We start from the raw sequence: 17571 nt of genomic DNA on the forward strand, positions 1-17571 counted from the left end.
TAAAGTTAAAATTAACCTTTTGTTTTGCTTAATTGTGAAAGCATTTCTTTGGTAATATCTTCTAGTGAAAAGGCATGTTTCCAGTTCCAATCTTTTTTTGCAATGTTATCATCTATACTTTTTGGCCAAGAATCTGCAATAGCTTGTCTGAAATCTGGTTTATAGGTAATTTTAAAATCTGGAATCTGCTTTTGTATAGAAGCAGCAATTTCTTGAGGTGTAAAACTAATTGCAGCTAAATTGTAGGAAGATCTAATGCTAAGCGTATCTGGTTCGGCTTGCATAATGTCTACTGTGGCTTTTATAGCATCATCCATAAACATCATTGGAAGTTTTGTGTCTTCACTTAAAAAACATTCGTAAGCTTTGTTTTTTAGTGCTTCATGATAAATTTCTACCGCGTAATCTGTGGTTCCTCCTCCAGGTAACGTTTTCCAACTAATAATTCCTGGATAACGAATACTTCTAACATCTACACCATATTTTTCATGGTAATATTCGCACCAACGTTCACCAACTTGTTTTGTTATTCCGTAAACCGTTGAAGGTTCCATAATGGTATGTTGCGCAGTGTCTTCTTTAGGAGTTGTTGGTCCGAAAACAGCAATACTGGATGGCCAAAACACATGATCAATTTGTTTTGTTTTGGCTAAATTTAATACATGAAAAAGAGAATTCATATTTAGATCCCAAGCTTCCATTGGGTATTTTTCACCCGTTGCACTTAGTAAAGCAGCCATAAGATAGACTGTTTTCACGTTATGGTTTATGCAACAATCTTTAATAGCATTAAAGTTTTTAGCATCTAGAATTACAAAAGGACCAGCATTTACTAGTTCTAATTTTCTGGTATTAATGTCACTTGCAATAACATTATCTACACCATAAATGTCTCTAAGTTTATACGTAAGCTCAGAACCAATTTGTCCGCAAGCGCCAATAATTAAAATTTTTGAAGTCATTAATTCCTGAAATTTAAGGTGGTCAAAAATAACAAGTTTTTAAAGAAGAAAATATAAAATTCACTTAAAATAATAACAGTCTAAAGTATTTAATAATAAAAGTAAAGAATACAATATATTTGTAAACACAATAGTTAATTATAAATGAAAGCATTACTATACATTACCTTCATATTTTGTTTTTTTTCATGTAAGAAAACAGATGCAACACAAGAGTTAGAAACTACCAAAGATGAAATTTCTCTAAAAATAACGAAAGAAGACATATCTAAACTTAAATATACCCAGTTTATTCTAGATGCTAAAACAAAAAACTCCCCAGAATTTTGGCAAAAGTATACCGAATTAAATGATCTAATTTTAAAAGTAAATCAAGCTGATTTGTCTTTTTTTAAGGACAATAATGAATTGCTAATCGCTTTTATTAAGGACTTAAATGAAACCATTCCAGAAGAAGTAGATACACCAGCAATCCAGGCTAGATTAGTTGCGTTAGAAACGCAGATGCTAAAGCTAGAAGGTGTTGTTAATTTATCGCAACCAGGAAAAAAGGAAAAGCTTTTAGTGGTTAGAGATTTTTTAACTGCATTTTCAAATCTTAATCTTCAAATAAATAAGAAGTTTGAAAAAGAAGCTCAAAAAATTGAAAAGCCCTATTAATATGAAACATGCATATGTCTTCTTTTTATTAGTAGTAATTACATCTTGCACTAAGAAAGTAGAAGAGAAACAGAAGATTTCCTCTTCAGAGATTAAAAAAGAAATTAATACCAATTTAGATGCTTGGCATAAAGCTGCTGCGGAAGCAAACTTGGATGCCTACTTTAATTTAATGACTAAAGATGGTGTTTTTATAGGTACAGATGCTACCGAAAATTGGCAAAACGAAGCTTTTAAAGCTTTTTCAAAACCGTATTTTGATAAAGGGAAAGCATGGAATTTTACTGCAATAGAAAGAAATATTTATATATCGGAAGATAAAAACACGGCATGGTTTGATGAGTTACTAGATACGCAAATGAAAATTTGTAGAGGATCTGGCGTTCTAAAACGGGAAGATAATACATGGAAAATTGCACACTATGTTTTGTCTATTACAATACCTAATGACAATGTAAATGAGGTAGTGAAAATTAAAAAAGAGTGGGATAGCCTGTACGCTAAAAATCTATTAGATAAGGCTATGGATTAGCTTTATTATGTTTTATTCCAGTAAGCGCCTTTCTATTTATAGTTAGGCTTTTTTTTTATTAATTTTTTGTTAAGATGTAACGGAATTAATATTTAGCAGTCTATTTAGTATTAAATTGTAACCAAAATTAAACACTAATTATAAATGAAAACCAACTTTAAAAAACTATCACTATTTAGTGCTGTCGCTTTTTTAGGATTAGTATCTTGTAAAGAAGAAGCTAAAAAAGAAATTGCTGTAGTAGAAAAAACGCCAGGAATCAACTTAGATTATATGGATACTAGCATACCTGCTAGCGAAGATTTCTTTAAACACGTTAACGGGAAATGGCTAGAAAATAACGAAATCCCAGATGATCAAGCAACTTGGGGAAGTTTTCAAGAACTTCGTAAAAAAACAGATGATGATGCCTTAGCTATTTTAAAATCTGCTATGTCCAATAATAAAGATTTAGGGAATATTCAAGTACTTCCTGGTTCTGACCAAGAAAAAGCAGTATTCTACTACCAAACGATAATGGATACTATTAGCAGAAACGAAGCTGGTATTGATCCAATAAAACCATATTTAGCAAAAATTGAAGCGATTAAGAATGTAGATGACCTACAAGCCTTCATGATTGAAATGGAACCAAAAGGTGGTGCAGGTTTATACGGGTTTGGTGTTGGTAGCGACCCGAAAGATAGTAACAGAAATGTTGCCTATTTAGGAGGAGGAAGTACCGGATTACCAGATAGAGATTATTATGTAAAAGACGATGCCGATTCTAAAGAGAAAAGAGAAAAATATGTAGCACATATCACTAGAATGTTACAATATTTAGGAGATAGTGAAGCCGATGCAAATGCGCAAGCAAATCAGATTTTAGCTTTCGAAACTAGATTAGAAGAAGCTAAAATGGATAAAGTAGATCGTCGTGATGCTCGTAAACGTTACAATCCTCGCTCTATTGCAGAAGTTCAAAAAATGGTTCCTGCAGTAAACTGGAAAAACTTTTTATCTGGTATTGGTGTTAAAGAATTAGACACTGTAATTATTGGGGACTTAGGATACTTTAATAGATTACAAGAAGTATTAGCAGAAGGAAACGTTAGTGATTGGAAGGCATATTTAAAATGGGATGTTTTTAATGGCGCTGCTGGACTTTTAAGCACAGATATTGAAACTGCTAATTGGGAGTTTTACGGAAAAGAGCTTAATGGATCTAAAGCGCAAAGAGCAAGAGATGAAAGAGCTTTAGGTTCTTTAAATGGAACTATTGGTGAAGCTTTAGGGAAACTTTATGTGGATAAAAAATTCCCGCCAGAAGCGAAAGTGAAAGCAGAAAAAATGATTAAAAACGTTATTTTAGCTTTCGAACACAGAATCAATAAGTTGGAATGGATGAGTCCGGAAACGAAAGAAAAAGCGATTGAAAAACTAAGAGCAACGAAAGTTAAAATTGCATATCCAGACACATGGAAAGATTATTCCGCTTTAGATATTAGTAGTGTAGAAGATGGAGGTTCTTATCTTCAAAACTCTCTAAATGCTAGCGCATGGAATTTTAAAAAGGATATCGACAAATTAGGGAAGCCAGTAGATAAAAGCGAATGGTATATGGCACCACAAGTGGTAAATGCTTATTTCAATCCTGCGTATAACGAGATTGTTTTTCCTGCAGCTATTTTACAAGCGCCTTTTTATAACTATACTGCAGATGATGCTGTAAATTATGGAGGAATTGGAGCCGTTATTGGTCATGAAATTTCACACAGTTTTGATGATTCTGGTTCTAGATATGATAAAGATGGAAACTTAAATAACTGGTGGACTGATGAAGATTTGACGCAATTTGAAGGTTTAGGAAAAGCATTAGCAGATCAATATAGTGCTATTGAAGTTTTACCTGAAACCAATATTAATGGTGCATTCACTTTAGGTGAAAATATTGGTGATTTAGGTGGTGTTCTTGCTGCTTATGATGCTTTGCAAATGAGTTTTGAAGGAAACAGACCAGCCGATATTGATGGATACACAGCAGAACAACGTTTCTTTATGTCTTGGGCAACCGTTTGGAGAATTAAAATGCGTGACGAAGCATTAAAGACTAGAATTAAAACAGATTCACATTCTCCAGGAATGAATAGAGCAGTACAACCTTTATTAAATATAGATGCTTTTTATGAAGCGTTTGGTATTAAAGAAGGAGATAAAATGTACATCGCTCCAGAAGATAGAGTAAGAATCTGGTAAGATTTTTAAGATATAGTATTTTAAAAAAGGCAACTCGTTAGAGTTGCCTTTTTTTATTCTATAACAATACTGTTTTTGGTTACAATAGCATCATTTAGTATAAAGGGTTTTGGCATCATATATGTTTCCCGTTGCGTTACATTAAGCTCTTTATTTGTTAGTAAATCGTAAGTAGCTTCATAAACCTGTATACTTGTTTTTTGCGAAACAGGAACCGTTAAAATCATGTCTAAAGGCTCATTGTCTGCCACGTAATAACTAAATAAGCGATTGTTTAATCTTTCCTTAAAAACAGTTCCGGTAGTTTCGTCTTTCTTAGCAGAGATGCCGTTTATTACAAAAGAATTAAAAATGTTAGTGCTGTCTGAAAAGATTTCAAAACGCGCTGCATTTCGTTGAGAGGTTACGCAGATTGCAATTTTTCGTTCGCCATTAATAATTGTATCGTGGGATATTTCAATCTTAGGTTTTGGAATATTTCTTACTGCAGCGTTTTTTGTAAACGTAAAACTAGACTTGTACTTACTACCAATCGTGTTTTTAGAAAGTGCCGTTGCACGGTCTGGATTGTCTGTTAAAAAACCTTCCGTCCAACTGTCTAAAAGAGCATCATAGGTTGCCCAAACCGCTGTGTTTTCATTGGTATCTAAAACATATAAAAGACTGTTTGGTTTTGGTGTGTCTTTGGTGAATTTGGAGTTAAAATGTGCCGTTATAAGAAAACCAATTCCGAAGCATAAAAACAAATAAGACCAACGTTTTTTGTGTTTTAAAAATCCGAATACGGAAACTAGTAACCCAAAAATTAGGACCACAAATATTGCAGAAACAAACAGTATTTTTAAGCCTAAACCAACCGGAAACATTTTTACTAAAGGCGACATAATAAACAATACCGGAATTGCTAATAACGCTAAAAGAATAAGACTAGGTTTTTGTTGTCTAATCATTAAAAACAAGCTTAATAAACCAAAGTATACCGGAATAATAAAAAAGCTAGCACCTTCTAGTTGTAGAGCAACTAATACACAAATAAGCAACCAGAAAACTAATGGAGCGATGAGTAGGTTTACTGGTTTTTCAGAACCTTTAAATACATGATAACTATAAAAACAGATAGCCAAAGTTAAACAAGTAAATGCTGCAATGTAAGCGTGACCATTATAGGTGAAGCCATGAAGCATTTCTTGGTATTTGGGATACAGAAGTTTTAAAATTTCCCAACCAAAAAAAGTAAATAAACCTCCAATAACAAGGCTTAAAGAAAATGGAATAAATCCTTTAAGTATGTCTTTTGCATTAAGGGATTTCTCTTTAAACCCGTAAATAAGTAGTGCGATAAATCCAATAATACCTAAAATTAACATGGGCCAAATCCACGAAAAAGGATAAATAACCGTTTTAAAAATAGGGACATTAAAGTAAATATAATCCTCGGTACTTTTAACATTGTTGAGGTTGGCATTACTAAAGTGATGGAGTAGTGGCATGAGGTAAGAACCTTGATGCTCTAAAGTATTTCTATCTAATCTTTCATAGGTATCTAAAGCGGTGTGGTAATCAAAATGATCATCGATAAAAGCAAAGTTAAAACCATCAATATCTTTATCGGCTCTAAAACGCGTTAAATCGGTATCATTAGGAAGCATTTTATAAATGCTATATGCTAAGGAGTTTGCAACTGGGAATTCGGGATTAGCCTTTACAAACTCTTTCATTAAGTTTGCGTTTCCTTGGTTGGTTTCAATAAGCATATAACTTGGTCCGCCAGAACCACGCGCTTCAAAATTTAAAACCAAACCAACATCTTTCGACCAAGGATGCCTGTTTACAAAAATATCTGCACCATTTAATCCTAGTTCTTCACCGTCTGAAATAAGAATAATGATATCGTTTTTCGGCGTTTTATTTTCTGCTAAAAATGCGCGAATACCTTCTAAAATAGTGACCACTCCAGAACCGGCGTCACTAGCTCCAAAAGAAGAATGCGGATTGCTATCATAATGCGAAAGTAGGAGCAAAGCTTTACTGTTATCACTTCCTTTTATTCTTGCTAAAATGTTTTTAGGCTTCGATAGATTTCCCCATGGACTCATAGAGTAATCCTCTTGTATTTGAGTTTCTAATCCAAGCTTTTCGAGTTCTTTTATTATATAATCTCTCGCTTCTTGGTGTGCTTGATTGCCTAGAAAATGTGGTTTTTTAGAAATTTCTTTTAATTGGATTAATGCGCGTTGTGTAGAAAAAGAAGTTTCAGGTGCGTCTATTGTCGAAATTGTATTTGGCAGCAAAGCATCAAAACTACAATAGATAGCAAGACATATAATTAGGATAGCAATAATTTTTTTAAACATGTTTTTGGGATGTGATATTTCTCTATAAAAGTAGGAAATAAATACAAGGATTTTTTCTTTTAGGATAAATCGCTTAAAATCAGTATATTCAAGTTTATTAAAAGCTAATATTATGGGTATAAAAAGTTTTCAAGGAGCAAGGAAACAGCAGAGTGCTGTAGACCAAACGCAATTAAAAGTAAGTGATTATATGACCAAGAATTTAATCACTTTTAGACCAGAGCAATCTGTAGATGAAGTTATAGAATCCCTTATTATGAATAAGATTTCTGGAGGACCAGTGGTTAATGCAAACAACGAATTGGTTGGTATTATTAGTGAAGGAGATTGTTTAAAGCAAATTAGTGAAAGTAGATATTATAATATGCCGATGGCGCAAGACAATGTAGAGAAACGCATGGTTAAAAATGTGGATACTATGGATGGTAATATGAATATTTTTGATGCTGCCAATATGTTTTTAGAATCTAAACATAGACGTTTTCCAATATTAGAAAACGGTAAATTAGTGGGGCAAATTAGCCAAAAAGATATTCTTAAAGCTGCGTTACAATTAAAAGGGCATACTTGGAAGTAAACTTAACTTTCTCGCTTTACCAAAGCATAATAATCCCCTTCTAAAGGCAAATAACCTTGATCATATACAAAGTAGTAGACTGTTCCTGCTTTGGTAGTGTAGATACTTGTAAAGTAATTAAAGTCAAAACCTTTTTCTATAAGTTTTGCTCTAGAGCTTTTTGTTTTTTTCTCTGGGTTTAGCCCTTCTAGAATTCTGTAGTTTTTTCGCAATCTATTGTTGGTGTTGCGTATTAAATTCTTACTGTCTTTATTTACACTATTATTGTATGCATTTCTACATGCATCGCTACAAAATTTCTTGTCTATTCTTCCAATAATTTTATCACCACATTCTGGGCACTGTTTTTTCATCGTTATTTATTTTCTAGTGTATACCAACGTAAGTTCATTTGCTCTTGTTCAAAATAAAAGTCTTCCACATAATGCAAACCTATTTTTAATAATGCGTTATGCGAAGCTTTATTTCCTATTTCTGTAGTAGCATATATTTCTGGTAGTTTTAATATATTAAAAGCATAATCTAAAGACGCTTTTCCAGATTCGGTTGCATAGCCTTTTCCCCAAAACCGTTTTATAAGTCGGTAACCAACATCATAATATTTCGTAAAACCATTCATGTTGTATTCGGTGTTTAAACGTAAGCCAGACCAGCCAACAAAATCACCTGTACCCTTTTCTATAACAGCAAATCTACCAATGCCTCTTTCTTTGTATTGCGTGAATACGCTTTCCAGTATTTTTTGAGATTCCGCTATCGTTTTTACCGGTTTATTACCCAGATATTTATGTACTTCAGGATCCGAATCTAAAGCAAACATTCCTTCAAGGTCTGTTAGTCTAAGTTCTCTTAAAAGGAGTCTTTCTGTTTCTATATGAAATTTCATTTATTCTCTTTTGTAGCTGAATTGTACCTCTTCCGTTTTACCATTTTCTTCCATAAGCATATCATTAATTATTTCAGAATTTTTTGTTTATTTTTCTTTTGAAAGTAAACGAATACTACATGATAATGCACTTAGAAATCGGTAACATGTCCCCAGTTTTCTCCAGATTTAATTCGGTATAACTGCATTTCAGAAATACCAAATTGCTTAGCAATTAAGCGCATTCTAGTTTTGCGGTTTGGGTCGAATAATTTTCGTTTAATCATCTTTACTTTGGCTTCGGATAACTTAAAATGTCTTGTGTTTTTTTTCCGTTTTCTTTTGCCTTCTATAACTAGAGGGTTTTTCAAATTGTGCGTGGTAACCTCTTTTCGAGTAGCCCAGGACAAATTAGAAATCTCATTATTTTTTTTGTCAAAATCTTTATGAATTACAAAAGGTTTTTCTTCTGGGTTGTCTATAAATGATTTCGCCATGATACGATGTACATAAACTAAATCTGTTTTTCCAGTTTTTTTTATTGCTGAAAATGCTTCGTAACCATTAATCACAGAACATTTAAAGTTTAGTTTTAATTGTTGATGCTTTTCACTGAAAACTCTTCCCAATGAAGATACATGGTACTTTTCTTTACTATGCCAAGTATCTTTTGAAATCAATTGCCAGTGTTCACCAGGTAATTTGGTCAACATAATTAAGTGTTTTTAGAGGTTTTAAATATACGAAATTATTCGTTTGCAAACGACTACAAACATTTACAAACGATTTTAAGTGCGTAACAACCGAATAAAATTTGTGTGTTGTTTCATCTTTGCAGTGTTGAATGGAACTAATGAAATTCAATATAATAAAAACCTTATCTTATGAATACGTTAAGAAACAAAGTACAGTTAATTGGAAACTTAGGAAACGATCCAGAAATCATTAATTTAGAATCTGGCAAAATGCTAGCTAAATTTTCTATCGCTACCAATGAAAGTTATAAAAATGCAAAAGGCGAAAAGATTACAGATACACAATGGCACAATATTGTAGCCTGGGGCAAAACTGCAGAAATTGTAGAAAAGTTTGTTACCAAAGGAAAAGAAATTGCAATAGAAGGGAAACTAACCACTAGAACTTGGGATGATAAAGAAGGTGTGAAACGCTATACAACAGAAGTGGTTTGTACTGAATTGTTGATGTTTGGGAAGTAATATATGGTTAAATAATGCAAATAAAAAGCGGCTTAGGCCGCTTTTTTTTAGCTTAAAAATCAACTTATTTTTTTAGACTGCTTTACCATTACATTTAAAACTAATCCTATTATAATTAAAAGAATGGCAAATAAACTTAGTAAGCTGTAGTTTTCATTTAACCAAACCGCACCAATGATCATGGTGAAAATAACTTCAATATATTTTAATGGCGCTATTTGGTTTATTTCGCTACTTTGCAATGCCTTGGTCATGTAAACTTGTCCGAAGTACCCGAAAACACCAAGACTTAGCAGTAATAACCATTCTAAACCTATTGGGTTTTTCCAATTATTTATGGCTAAGAGACCTCCAATAACGGCAGATATTATCATAAAATAATTAACAATAACTATTGGGTGATCTCTTGTTCCAATTTTACGAATTATAATAGGAACTAGACCTGTAAATATAGCAGATATTACCGCAAGCATTAAGCCAATATTGTTCATCTGATTATCAAACCCTTTTAAAAGAACAACTCCAAAAAACGCGATACCAAAACAGAGCCATTGAATATATTTTATTTTTTCTTTAAGTAAAAACAGTGCAAATAAAGCAGAAAAAATGGGAGATATATATCGAATAGAAACCGCAGAACCCATAGACAGATGTTTTATTGCCATAAAAAATAAGGTCATACCAGCAAAACCAACGAGTCCTCTTGCGACTAGAAGTGCTTTTTTATTACCAAGAAAGGAGATTTCGTTTTTTAAAAGATAAGGAATGGTGAAAATTAAAGAGCCAATAGATCTAAAAAAAACGATTTGATAGACATTAAAATCACCTAATTTTTTAACAAAAACATTTAGTAGTGCAAAGGCTAAAGCACTAATAGACATATAGATTATAGCTTTTTTGTGCATAAACTAAATTATATTGCGCTAACTAATTAAGCGTTTAAGAGATGCTTTAAAACTTACAATGACCTCTTTTTTAAGTTCTTTTCTATTTGTTGTGTTTGAAATTTCAATATACTCAATTGGTAATTGGTTATTAATAAAAATAGAAGAATTATCTTGTTTGAAATTGGAGACCATAATGGCAGCATCTACACTACCATCATTTATGTTTTTTAAGCATTGTTCTTCTTTTTTTTGAGAAGAGAAAGATTGAAACACAAGTAATCTATACCCGTGTTTAAAAGAGAATTTTTGTATTTCTGAAATGATGCAGCCATAAAAAGAATCTGCTATTTCGGGAACAATTATCGCTAGTGTTTTAGTTTGCTGCTTTCTTAAAGATAAAGCAGTAAAGTTTGGCACATAATTGTGTTTTTGGGCAATCGTTTTTATTAAAGTCCGTGTTTTAGAGCTTATATCTGTTTTATCATTTAAAGCCTTAGAAACTGTAGAAACAGAGAATCCGGTTAAAATGGATATACTTTTAAGTGTTATTGTAGATTGATACATTAACAGTTAGTTTTTTAGCTTTTGAATAATGTCTATGGACGTTTTTGTAAGCATTTTTATTTTTTCCAAATCGTAATTACCATCTTTAGTTTTGGCAATAAGTTTAGAGCCTATTCCTACGCAAGTAACTCCGGCATTAAACCATGAGGATAAACTTTCTTGTGTTGGTTCTACACCACCAGTGGGCATAATACTAGTCCAAGGTTGTGGTCCTTTTATTGCTTTAACATAGCTAGGGTTATACGCATTACCAGGAAATAATTTTACTATCTCACAACCAAGTTCTTCCGCTTTTGCTATTTCTGTTAATGTTGCGCAACCAGGAGACCATAATACTTTTCTTCTGTTACATACAATAGCAATGTCTTCTCTTAAAACAGGTGTTACAATAAAATTTGCACCTAATTGCATATAGAGGGAAGCAGCGGCTGCATCTGTAACCGAACCAACTCCCATTATCATTCCTGGTAATTCTGCTATTACGTATTTATTAAGTGCTGCAAAAACTTCGAATGCAAAATCGCCTCTACTTGTAAACTCTAAAAGTCTTGCTCCACCATCGTAACAAGCTTTTACTATTTTTTTACTTCCTTCTATATCTTCATTATAAAATAAAGGAACTAAGCCTGTATTTTGCATTACTGTTGCAACTTCAATTCTTGAGTATTGTGCCATTTTATTTTTTTATCTGGAAACCTTTCCTGAGGCATCGCCATTTAATAATTTATCAATTTCATCTAGGGTGATTAAATTACAATCACCAGAAATGGTATGTTTTAGGCAGCAAGCTGCTACCGCAATATTTAACGCTTTTTGCTTATCGGTAGCGTTGTTTACTAATCCATAAATTAATCCACCCATAAAAGCATCTCCACTACCAACTCTATCTACAACAGGAGTTACTTCTTTAACATCTGCATTATAAATAGTTTTACCATCGTATAAAATACCGCCAATACGTTGGTGTGATGCACTGACAGAATACCTTAGCGTTGTAGCTGCAGTATGTAAATTAGGACATAATTTAAATATTTGATCGTATAAATAAGGTAACGATTTTTCGTCTTGATAGTTCGGATTTGCTTTATCTTTTCCTAACATAAAAAATGCCGTATCAATATCTCCTAAAATAATATTGCTATACTTTAAAAGTTCTGGCATTACTTCTTTTGGTTCTTTTCCGTATTGCCATAATTTGGATCTATAGTTTAAATCGGAAGAGATAGTAACGCCTAATTTATGTGCCACTTTGATTGCTTCTAAACATTCGTCTGCAGCAGACTGAGAAATAGCAGGAGTAATACCACTCCAATGAAACCATGTCGCATCTTTTAAAACGGATTCCCAATCTATAGAACCTTTTTCAATAGTTGCCATAGAACTATGTGCTCTATCATAAACTACGTTGCTACCACGTGTTCCAGCACCAGTTTCTAAGTAATAGATACCGAGTCTATCGCCACCGTAAATAACATTTTTAGATTCTACATTGAATTTGCGCATCTCTTTTAATGCACAAGCTCCAATTTCATTTTTTGGTAATCTAGTAACAAATTCGGCAGTAATACCATAATTTGCTAAGGATACTGCTACGTTAAATTCTCCACCACCATAAGAGGCTGCAAACTTTTTTGCTTGCGAAAATCTTAAATGGCGCTCTGTGGAAAGTCTTAACATAATTTCACCAAATGTGACGATCTTACTCATTTCTTGAATTTAATTTATTACTTTTAAATAAAAGCCAAATAGTTTTATTACATAATAATTCTATTTGGCTTTTTAAATATCTAATTCTAGATTCCTAATGCTTGTCCGCCACCAATTTGGATAGTTTCCGCAGTTATGAATGACGCATCTTTACCTGCTAAGAAAGAAACAACTCCAGCCACATCTTCTGGTTGTCCTAATCTACCTAACATAATATTGTTTGCCCATGAAGCAAAAACTTCTGGTTTTGTTGCTTTAATTTGTGCATGAAATGGCGTATCAATAGTACCTGGAGATACAGCATTAACTCTAATACCATATTCTGCTAAATCTTTTGCTAATGCTCTAGTAATTGCATGAACTCCAGCTTTAGATGTTCCGTAGATTCCTGCTCCAGGTCCACCAGCAGTCCATCCTGCATTAGAGGTATAATTAATTATAGAAGGGTGTTCTCCATTTTTCAGGAAAGGTATTGCAGCTCTGGATGCATAAAAAACAGAATCCAAGTTTAAAGCCATAACATTTTTGTAAAACTCAGTAGTCATTTCTTCAAATCTAGAACGTCCACCTAATCCACCTGCATTATTCACAAGTACGTCAATTCTTCCATACTTATTTCCAATTGCTTGAATGTTAGAAGTTACTTCCGCTTCATTCGTAACATCAAAGCCATGGTATTCTGCTGTAATTCCTTCGTCGGTAAGCGCTTTCAGTTTTTCAGCTCCAGCTTTATCATCTATACCGTTTAAAATTACCGTATACCCATCTTTACCTAATCTTTTTGCTACTTCAAAACCAATACCTCCTGTGGCACCTGTAACGATAGCTACTTTTTCTTTTGCTTTATTCATTTTTTCTAATTTTATTCTTTAATATTTTTTTTATTTTTTCTAATTATTCTTTAGGTTTTAAAGGCTCTATTTTAGGGCATAATAACCAAACCGCTAAAAGCGCTATTATAGCTAAAGCGCCACCTATTAAAAAAGCAGGTGTATAATTTCCTCCTGTCGTGATGAATGTAACTAAAATGGTAAGTCCAGCTGCACCAAGTTTGGCTGCCATACCTGCAAAACCTGACAATGTGCCTACTATTTTTCCGCTAAAAAGATCACTTGGTAAAGTTTGTATATTACCTATTGCTACTTGAAATCCAAAAAGTAAAACAGCCATAATAATCACTGCTTGCATAGCAGATGCAGGTGCTTTTAATAGGAAGAAGCATGGAATCATTATTAAACAACCTAAAGTGATCGTCATTTTTCGTGTTTTATCTACAGACCATCCTGCTGTAATTCTATTTTTTGCAAGTAAACCACCAAAAATAGCTCCAATCATTGCACCAACATATGGTACCCACGCCGAGAATGCTATTTGTTTAACATCCATTCCAAAAACTTCAGAAAGGTAGATTGGTATCCAAACGATAAATAGCCACCAAATAGGATCAATTGCTGCGGATGCTATTATTACTCCCCAACTCTCTTTATGTTTTAGTAATTGGCTAGTGTCGGGAGCGTAACCTTCATCAAAACTACCATCTTCATCAATATCCTGATTTCTTTGTCCGGATAGAATATATTTTTTTTCATCATCTGTCAACCAAGGGTGTGATTTAGGAGCTCCTTTTACTACGTATAACCAAGGTAGTAACCATAAAAACCCAAGTACTGCTACAACTATAAATATTGCCTTCCAATCGAAATAAACAGATAATAGCCCGATCACTGGATATGCTACGATACCTCCTATAGCTGCTCCTGAATTAAAGATTCCTTGAGCAAGAGCTCTTTCTTTAGTTGGAAACCATTCTGCATTAGCTTTAGCGGCACCAGGCCAATTTCCTGCTTCCGCAATCCCTAATATAGATCTGAAAATTCCAAAACTTAACAATCCTTGAGCAAATGCATGCATTAGAGTAGCAATAGACCATACACCAATCGAAATTGCAAAACCAATTCTGGTTCCTATCCAATCAAAAATTTTACCAAAAAGGGCTTGACCTCCAGCATATGAAAGTATGAATACTGTTGAAATTGTACCATAGATTGCTTTATGTCCATCCTTATCCATTTCTGGAAATAAATCATTAGCTATGTCTGGCCAAAGCGCTCCAAAAGCTTGTCTATCTATGTAATTAATAACTGCAGCCAAAGCCACAAGTCCTACTACCCACCATCTTAGTCCTTTTACCTTCATGCTTGTTTCGTCTAGTTAGTTTATATTTTTAATCCTTATAACAGTATTGATATAATTCACTAAAATGATCTTTCATTTTTTGTTTTGCTAATTGCGGATCTTGCCTTTCAATGGCATCGTAAATAGCTTGGTGTTCTTCAATACCTTTTTGTGCTAAGTTTTTATTACAAACATGATATTTTTCAAAATTGGTAATAATTTCAGGTGTAATAATTAACATGAAAGTATTCATAGAGCTATTGCCACTTGCTTTAGCTATAGCTAAGTGAAATAATAAGTCTTCTTGAACAGCATCTTCCCCATTTAAAACCTTTTTGGAATATGCATCTATTGTTGCTTTCATTTTTTTTAAATCCGCTTCCGTTCTTCTTATCGCGGCTAATCGTACTGTTTTTAATTCTAATAAGATTCTAGTTTCCACTAGTGATTTGAAATCTGGATCCTCTAATCTTAAAATATCGTTAATCATACCATTCATGGCAATGACACCAATGTTTGCTACAAATGTTCCGCTTTGCGGAATAGATTTTAGTAAGCCATATAACTCTAGTTTTTGAATAGCTTCTCTAACATTACTTCTAGACACTTCAAATTTTTCGGCTAGTACACGCTCTGCAGGTAGTTTATCTCCAGGTTCTAGATTTTTTAAGTTTATTAAATCTCGAATACTAGCAATGATATGTTTTTGGACATCAAATTTTTCCGTTTTTGTAGTGACCTCTAATTTCATAAATTAATGTTTTTTATTGCTGTTTTGTTTAAGTGGCTAAATTTACTAAAATCGAATAGAAGTATAATCTATAAGCCAAACTTTAAGGCCTTTTATAGACCTTTAAAGCTTAACTAAATCACAATAAGACTAATCAAAATATTTTTAATGTGTGACTTCTAAATCGTAATATCTAACTTTAGCAAAAGCATCTTTATCTCTACTTTGAAAATAGTTTCCTGCTTTAAAGTAGTTTTCAAATACTCCCCATTTTTTCATGTGTATATTTTCATACACTTTATATTCGTTTTTGTTTAAAATGATAACCATTTTACCATCCGATATTTCTACTTCTAGAGTGAATTTTTTAAAGCCTACTTCTTGTTCAAAATTAAAACCGTCATCATCTCCCCAAGCATCTTCATGTAGCATTTCTTCTTCGGTAGCATTTAAATCTTTAAGCACTTTAGTTTTCACTCTAATTTTACCTTTATCCCAGTATATTTTTAACATTGGAGGAGCATTATTATCTTTTTGACCAATTAAATCTCTTTGGTCATCTGTAAGTCTTCCATGTATTTGCATGATAATTACTCTATGGTATTTACCTTCACTATCTCGTGTTACCTCATCCATTGCTAATTTACCTTTCATGTAAGCACCTTGCTTAAAGGTCCAGTTAACATTGTTGTTTCCAGGAATCATTTGCTCTCTTAGCTCTGATCTAGAGTATTTGGTATTAGCGGTAGTTGCCTTACTAGGATATGCATAAAATACTAAAGCTCCTCTGGTAGAGTCATTGTACATGTAAGGTTTTATTTCTTCATTGGTTGCATAATTAACAACAACATCTTTTCCTTTAAAACTTTTTGCTTTACCATTTTCTCCATCTGGAATTGTTAATGACCAATGCGTTAAATCTATTTCTGGAAGTTTATACTTTTTCTTTTTTTTCTTCTTTTTTTTAGATTCTACTTTGGCTTCAGTAACTGTTTTATTAGATTGGCAATTCCCATTTAGAACTGAAGCAAATACGAATAATGCTATTAATTTAATTTTTATGCGCATTTGATTCAGTTTTTAAATTTATTTATAATTAGTTAAGGGCTGTAATTGTTACAGAATCGGCACGAATTTCTTCATCACCACTGTTATATCCGTATGTACCACCGGCAGCTCCACCCATACCTCTTACAAAAAGAGCGACACTATTATTAGCTCCTGCATTAAATGTATATGTAGTAGTATTATAATTGTCATTACCAGGGTTCACTATTGTCTCTGTTAAAAGATTGTTTGTAGTGTTTTCCACTTGAGCAACAGTTGTATAACCATAACCAGAACTTGGATATTCTGTAGCAGTAGCATAATAAGCTGGTGTATAGCCGCTAACGTATCCTGCTCCAGATAAAACTCGTACTTCGAGCATACTATCCATTGGAGGCGTATTGTTTTCTAAGCCTTTAAATGAAGTAACTATCGCTATAGAATACTCTGCATTTGGAGTAACTTCAAATTCTTGATAGATATGATCTGGCTCGTTATTATCAAATTTAAGAACGTTATCTGAACCTCCATTACCAGAACTAGATTCCCCTTGTTCTCCTATATCATCATTATCCCATCCAGAACATGCACAGTCACTTGAGTTTCCATTATTTTTAGGAAGTTTATCAAAATCGGCATTGATTAAAGTTGGGTTTGCAACTAAAGGTTCTTCCGGCTCTACCACGTCAAATGTTTCTGAATAGGTACTTACTACTCCTAAATTATCTGAAGCAGTTAAAGAAACCGTATATGTACCTTCACCCGGATAAACAGTAGCGCCATCTACATCTGTTGATGTATCTCCATTACCAAAATTCCAAGCGTAAGTTGTAGCACTTGTAGAAGCATTGGCAAATGTGTAACCTTTCCAAGCTTCTCCTACACCTTGTCCTTGTGAATAAGAAAAGAAAGCATTTGGAGGCGTTGCATCTTCTATAGAATTTTCACCAATTGGTTCGAATTGTTCAAAATCGTCACAGCTATTAATTAAGGTCACGGTTGCCATTGCAACGATAACCCAAAAACTATTTTTTAATTGTTTTTTCATTGTTTTTGTAT

The 17571-nt window shown here is 33.1% G+C and carries 19 protein-coding genes; 5 read left to right on the top strand and 14 right to left on the bottom strand.

All coding sequences use genetic code 11. The features are described from left to right. Positions 1-11: 11 nt before the first annotated feature. Positions 12-962, bottom strand: a complete 951-nt coding sequence (locus tag ACVCZW_RS16340) for an NAD-dependent epimerase/dehydratase family protein (RefSeq protein ID WP_452230757.1) — start codon at positions 960-962, stop codon at positions 12-14. A gap of 144 nt (positions 963-1106) precedes the next feature. Here ACVCZW_RS16340 and ACVCZW_RS16345 point away from each other — a divergent pair, with 144 nt between their 5' ends. The 3 genes from ACVCZW_RS16345 (at position 1107) to ACVCZW_RS16355 (ending at position 4389) form a co-directional block, all read left to right on the top strand. Next, entirely contained in the window at positions 1107-1622 is a 516-nt protein-coding gene (locus ACVCZW_RS16345) for a hypothetical protein (protein ID WP_452232914.1), read from the top strand. A 1-nt stretch (position 1623) separates the two neighbouring features. Next, a complete protein-coding gene (locus ACVCZW_RS16350; RefSeq protein WP_452230759.1) occupies positions 1624-2154 on the top strand; it encodes a nuclear transport factor 2 family protein in 531 nt (176 codons plus the stop codon). A gap of 144 nt (positions 2155-2298) precedes the next feature. Further along, the gene (locus ACVCZW_RS16355) at positions 2299-4389 is read left to right on the top strand and encodes a M13 family metallopeptidase (RefSeq protein ID WP_452232915.1); all 2091 of its coding nucleotides are present in this window, start codon (positions 2299-2301) and stop codon (positions 4387-4389) included. Between the two features lie 53 nt (positions 4390-4442). Here ACVCZW_RS16355 and ACVCZW_RS16360 read toward each other — a convergent pair whose 3' ends face one another. Then, positions 4443-6743, bottom strand: coding sequence for a M28 family peptidase (locus ACVCZW_RS16360; RefSeq protein WP_452232916.1), 2301 nt, complete (start codon positions 6741-6743; stop codon positions 4443-4445). Between the two features lie 112 nt (positions 6744-6855). Between ACVCZW_RS16360 and ACVCZW_RS16365 the strand changes: the two genes are divergently transcribed. Then, a complete protein-coding gene (locus tag ACVCZW_RS16365; RefSeq protein ID WP_452230762.1) occupies positions 6856-7320 on the top strand; it encodes a CBS domain-containing protein in 465 nt (154 codons plus the stop codon). 2 nt (positions 7321-7322) lie between these two features. Here ACVCZW_RS16365 and ACVCZW_RS16370 read toward each other — a convergent pair whose 3' ends face one another. The 3 genes from ACVCZW_RS16370 to ACVCZW_RS16380 form a co-directional block, all read right to left on the bottom strand. Then, on the bottom strand, positions 7323-7673 hold the full coding sequence (locus tag ACVCZW_RS16370) for a hypothetical protein (RefSeq protein ID WP_452232917.1): 351 nt from the start codon (positions 7671-7673) through the stop codon (positions 7323-7325). Between the two features lie 2 nt (positions 7674-7675). Then, a complete protein-coding gene (locus tag ACVCZW_RS16375; protein WP_452232918.1) occupies positions 7676-8206 on the bottom strand; it encodes a GNAT family N-acetyltransferase in 531 nt (176 codons plus the stop codon). A 131-nt stretch (positions 8207-8337) separates the two neighbouring features. Then, positions 8338-8898, bottom strand: a complete 561-nt coding sequence (locus tag ACVCZW_RS16380) for an HNH endonuclease (protein ID WP_452232919.1) — start codon at positions 8896-8898, stop codon at positions 8338-8340. A gap of 171 nt (positions 8899-9069) precedes the next feature. Here ACVCZW_RS16380 and ACVCZW_RS16385 point away from each other — a divergent pair, with 171 nt between their 5' ends. Next, positions 9070-9402, top strand: a complete 333-nt coding sequence (locus ACVCZW_RS16385; RefSeq protein WP_452232920.1) for a single-stranded DNA-binding protein — start codon at positions 9070-9072, stop codon at positions 9400-9402. 59 nt (positions 9403-9461) lie between these two features. Here the strand turns inward: ACVCZW_RS16385 and ACVCZW_RS16390 are convergent, their stop codons facing one another. From ACVCZW_RS16390 to ACVCZW_RS16430, 9 genes are all read right to left on the bottom strand, one after another. Further along, positions 9462-10307: a DMT family transporter gene (locus ACVCZW_RS16390; RefSeq protein ID WP_452232921.1), complete on the bottom strand. Its 846-nt coding sequence runs from the start codon at positions 10305-10307 to the stop codon at positions 9462-9464. A gap of 18 nt (positions 10308-10325) precedes the next feature. Beyond that, positions 10326-10853: a LacI family DNA-binding transcriptional regulator gene (locus tag ACVCZW_RS16395; protein WP_452232922.1), complete on the bottom strand. Its 528-nt coding sequence runs from the start codon at positions 10851-10853 to the stop codon at positions 10326-10328. Between the two features lie 6 nt (positions 10854-10859). After that, positions 10860-11528 carry a bifunctional 4-hydroxy-2-oxoglutarate aldolase/2-dehydro-3-deoxy-phosphogluconate aldolase gene (locus ACVCZW_RS16400; protein WP_452232923.1) on the bottom strand — a complete coding sequence of 223 codons (669 nt, stop codon included), beginning with the start codon at positions 11526-11528 and terminating at the stop codon, positions 10860-10862. A 9-nt stretch (positions 11529-11537) separates the two neighbouring features. Further along, positions 11538-12560, bottom strand: a complete 1023-nt coding sequence (locus ACVCZW_RS16405) for a PfkB family carbohydrate kinase (RefSeq protein WP_452232924.1) — start codon at positions 12558-12560, stop codon at positions 11538-11540. An 86-nt stretch (positions 12561-12646) separates the two neighbouring features. After that, entirely contained in the window at positions 12647-13411 is a 765-nt protein-coding gene (locus ACVCZW_RS16410) for an SDR family NAD(P)-dependent oxidoreductase (RefSeq protein WP_452230771.1), read from the bottom strand. A gap of 43 nt (positions 13412-13454) precedes the next feature. Beyond that, a complete protein-coding gene (locus ACVCZW_RS16415) occupies positions 13455-14756 on the bottom strand; it encodes an MFS transporter (RefSeq protein ID WP_452230772.1) in 1302 nt (433 codons plus the stop codon). Between the two features lie 28 nt (positions 14757-14784). Beyond that, entirely contained in the window at positions 14785-15486 is a 702-nt protein-coding gene (locus tag ACVCZW_RS16420; RefSeq protein ID WP_452230773.1) for a FadR/GntR family transcriptional regulator, read from the bottom strand. A gap of 144 nt (positions 15487-15630) precedes the next feature. After that, positions 15631-16533, bottom strand: a complete 903-nt coding sequence (locus tag ACVCZW_RS16425; RefSeq protein WP_452232925.1) for a polysaccharide lyase family 7 protein — start codon at positions 16531-16533, stop codon at positions 15631-15633. A 28-nt stretch (positions 16534-16561) separates the two neighbouring features. Continuing rightward, a complete protein-coding gene (locus ACVCZW_RS16430) occupies positions 16562-17560 on the bottom strand; it encodes a PKD domain-containing protein (protein WP_452232926.1) in 999 nt (332 codons plus the stop codon). Positions 17561-17571: the final 11 nt, after the last annotated feature.

The organism is Lacinutrix sp. MEBiC02595 (assembly GCF_053601555.1).

Coding starts and splice junctions, on each gene's coding strand:
- ACVCZW_RS16345 (WP_452232914.1), top strand. CDS start 1,107: ATGAAAGCATTACTATACATTACCTTCATATTTTGTTTTTTTTCATGT.
- ACVCZW_RS16340 (WP_452230757.1), bottom strand. CDS start 962: ATGACTTCAAAAATTTTAATTATTGGCGCTTGCGGACAAATTGGTTCT.
- ACVCZW_RS16405 (WP_452232924.1), bottom strand. CDS start 12,560: ATGAGTAAGATCGTCACATTTGGTGAAATTATGTTAAGACTTTCCACA.
- ACVCZW_RS16355 (WP_452232915.1), top strand. CDS start 2,299: ATGAAAACCAACTTTAAAAAACTATCACTATTTAGTGCTGTCGCTTTT.
- ACVCZW_RS16390 (WP_452232921.1), bottom strand. CDS start 10,307: ATGCACAAAAAAGCTATAATCTATATGTCTATTAGTGCTTTAGCCTTT.
- ACVCZW_RS16415 (WP_452230772.1), bottom strand. CDS start 14,756: ATGAAGGTAAAAGGACTAAGATGGTGGGTAGTAGGACTTGTGGCTTTG.
- ACVCZW_RS16375 (WP_452232918.1), bottom strand. CDS start 8,206: ATGAAATTTCATATAGAAACAGAAAGACTCCTTTTAAGAGAACTTAGA.
- ACVCZW_RS16385 (WP_452232920.1), top strand. CDS start 9,070: ATGAATACGTTAAGAAACAAAGTACAGTTAATTGGAAACTTAGGAAAC.
- ACVCZW_RS16425 (WP_452232925.1), bottom strand. CDS start 16,533: ATGCGCATAAAAATTAAATTAATAGCATTATTCGTATTTGCTTCAGTT.
- ACVCZW_RS16380 (WP_452232919.1), bottom strand. CDS start 8,898: ATGTTGACCAAATTACCTGGTGAACACTGGCAATTGATTTCAAAAGAT.
- ACVCZW_RS16365 (WP_452230762.1), top strand. CDS start 6,856: ATGGGTATAAAAAGTTTTCAAGGAGCAAGGAAACAGCAGAGTGCTGTA.
- ACVCZW_RS16395 (WP_452232922.1), bottom strand. CDS start 10,853: ATGTATCAATCTACAATAACACTTAAAAGTATATCCATTTTAACCGGA.
- ACVCZW_RS16350 (WP_452230759.1), top strand. CDS start 1,624: ATGAAACATGCATATGTCTTCTTTTTATTAGTAGTAATTACATCTTGC.
- ACVCZW_RS16370 (WP_452232917.1), bottom strand. CDS start 7,673: ATGAAAAAACAGTGCCCAGAATGTGGTGATAAAATTATTGGAAGAATA.
- ACVCZW_RS16410 (WP_452230771.1), bottom strand. CDS start 13,411: ATGAATAAAGCAAAAGAAAAAGTAGCTATCGTTACAGGTGCCACAGGA.
- ACVCZW_RS16400 (WP_452232923.1), bottom strand. CDS start 11,528: ATGGCACAATACTCAAGAATTGAAGTTGCAACAGTAATGCAAAATACA.
- ACVCZW_RS16360 (WP_452232916.1), bottom strand. CDS start 6,743: ATGTTTAAAAAAATTATTGCTATCCTAATTATATGTCTTGCTATCTAT.
- ACVCZW_RS16420 (WP_452230773.1), bottom strand. CDS start 15,486: ATGAAATTAGAGGTCACTACAAAAACGGAAAAATTTGATGTCCAAAAA.
- ACVCZW_RS16430 (WP_452232926.1), bottom strand. CDS start 17,560: ATGAAAAAACAATTAAAAAATAGTTTTTGGGTTATCGTTGCAATGGCA.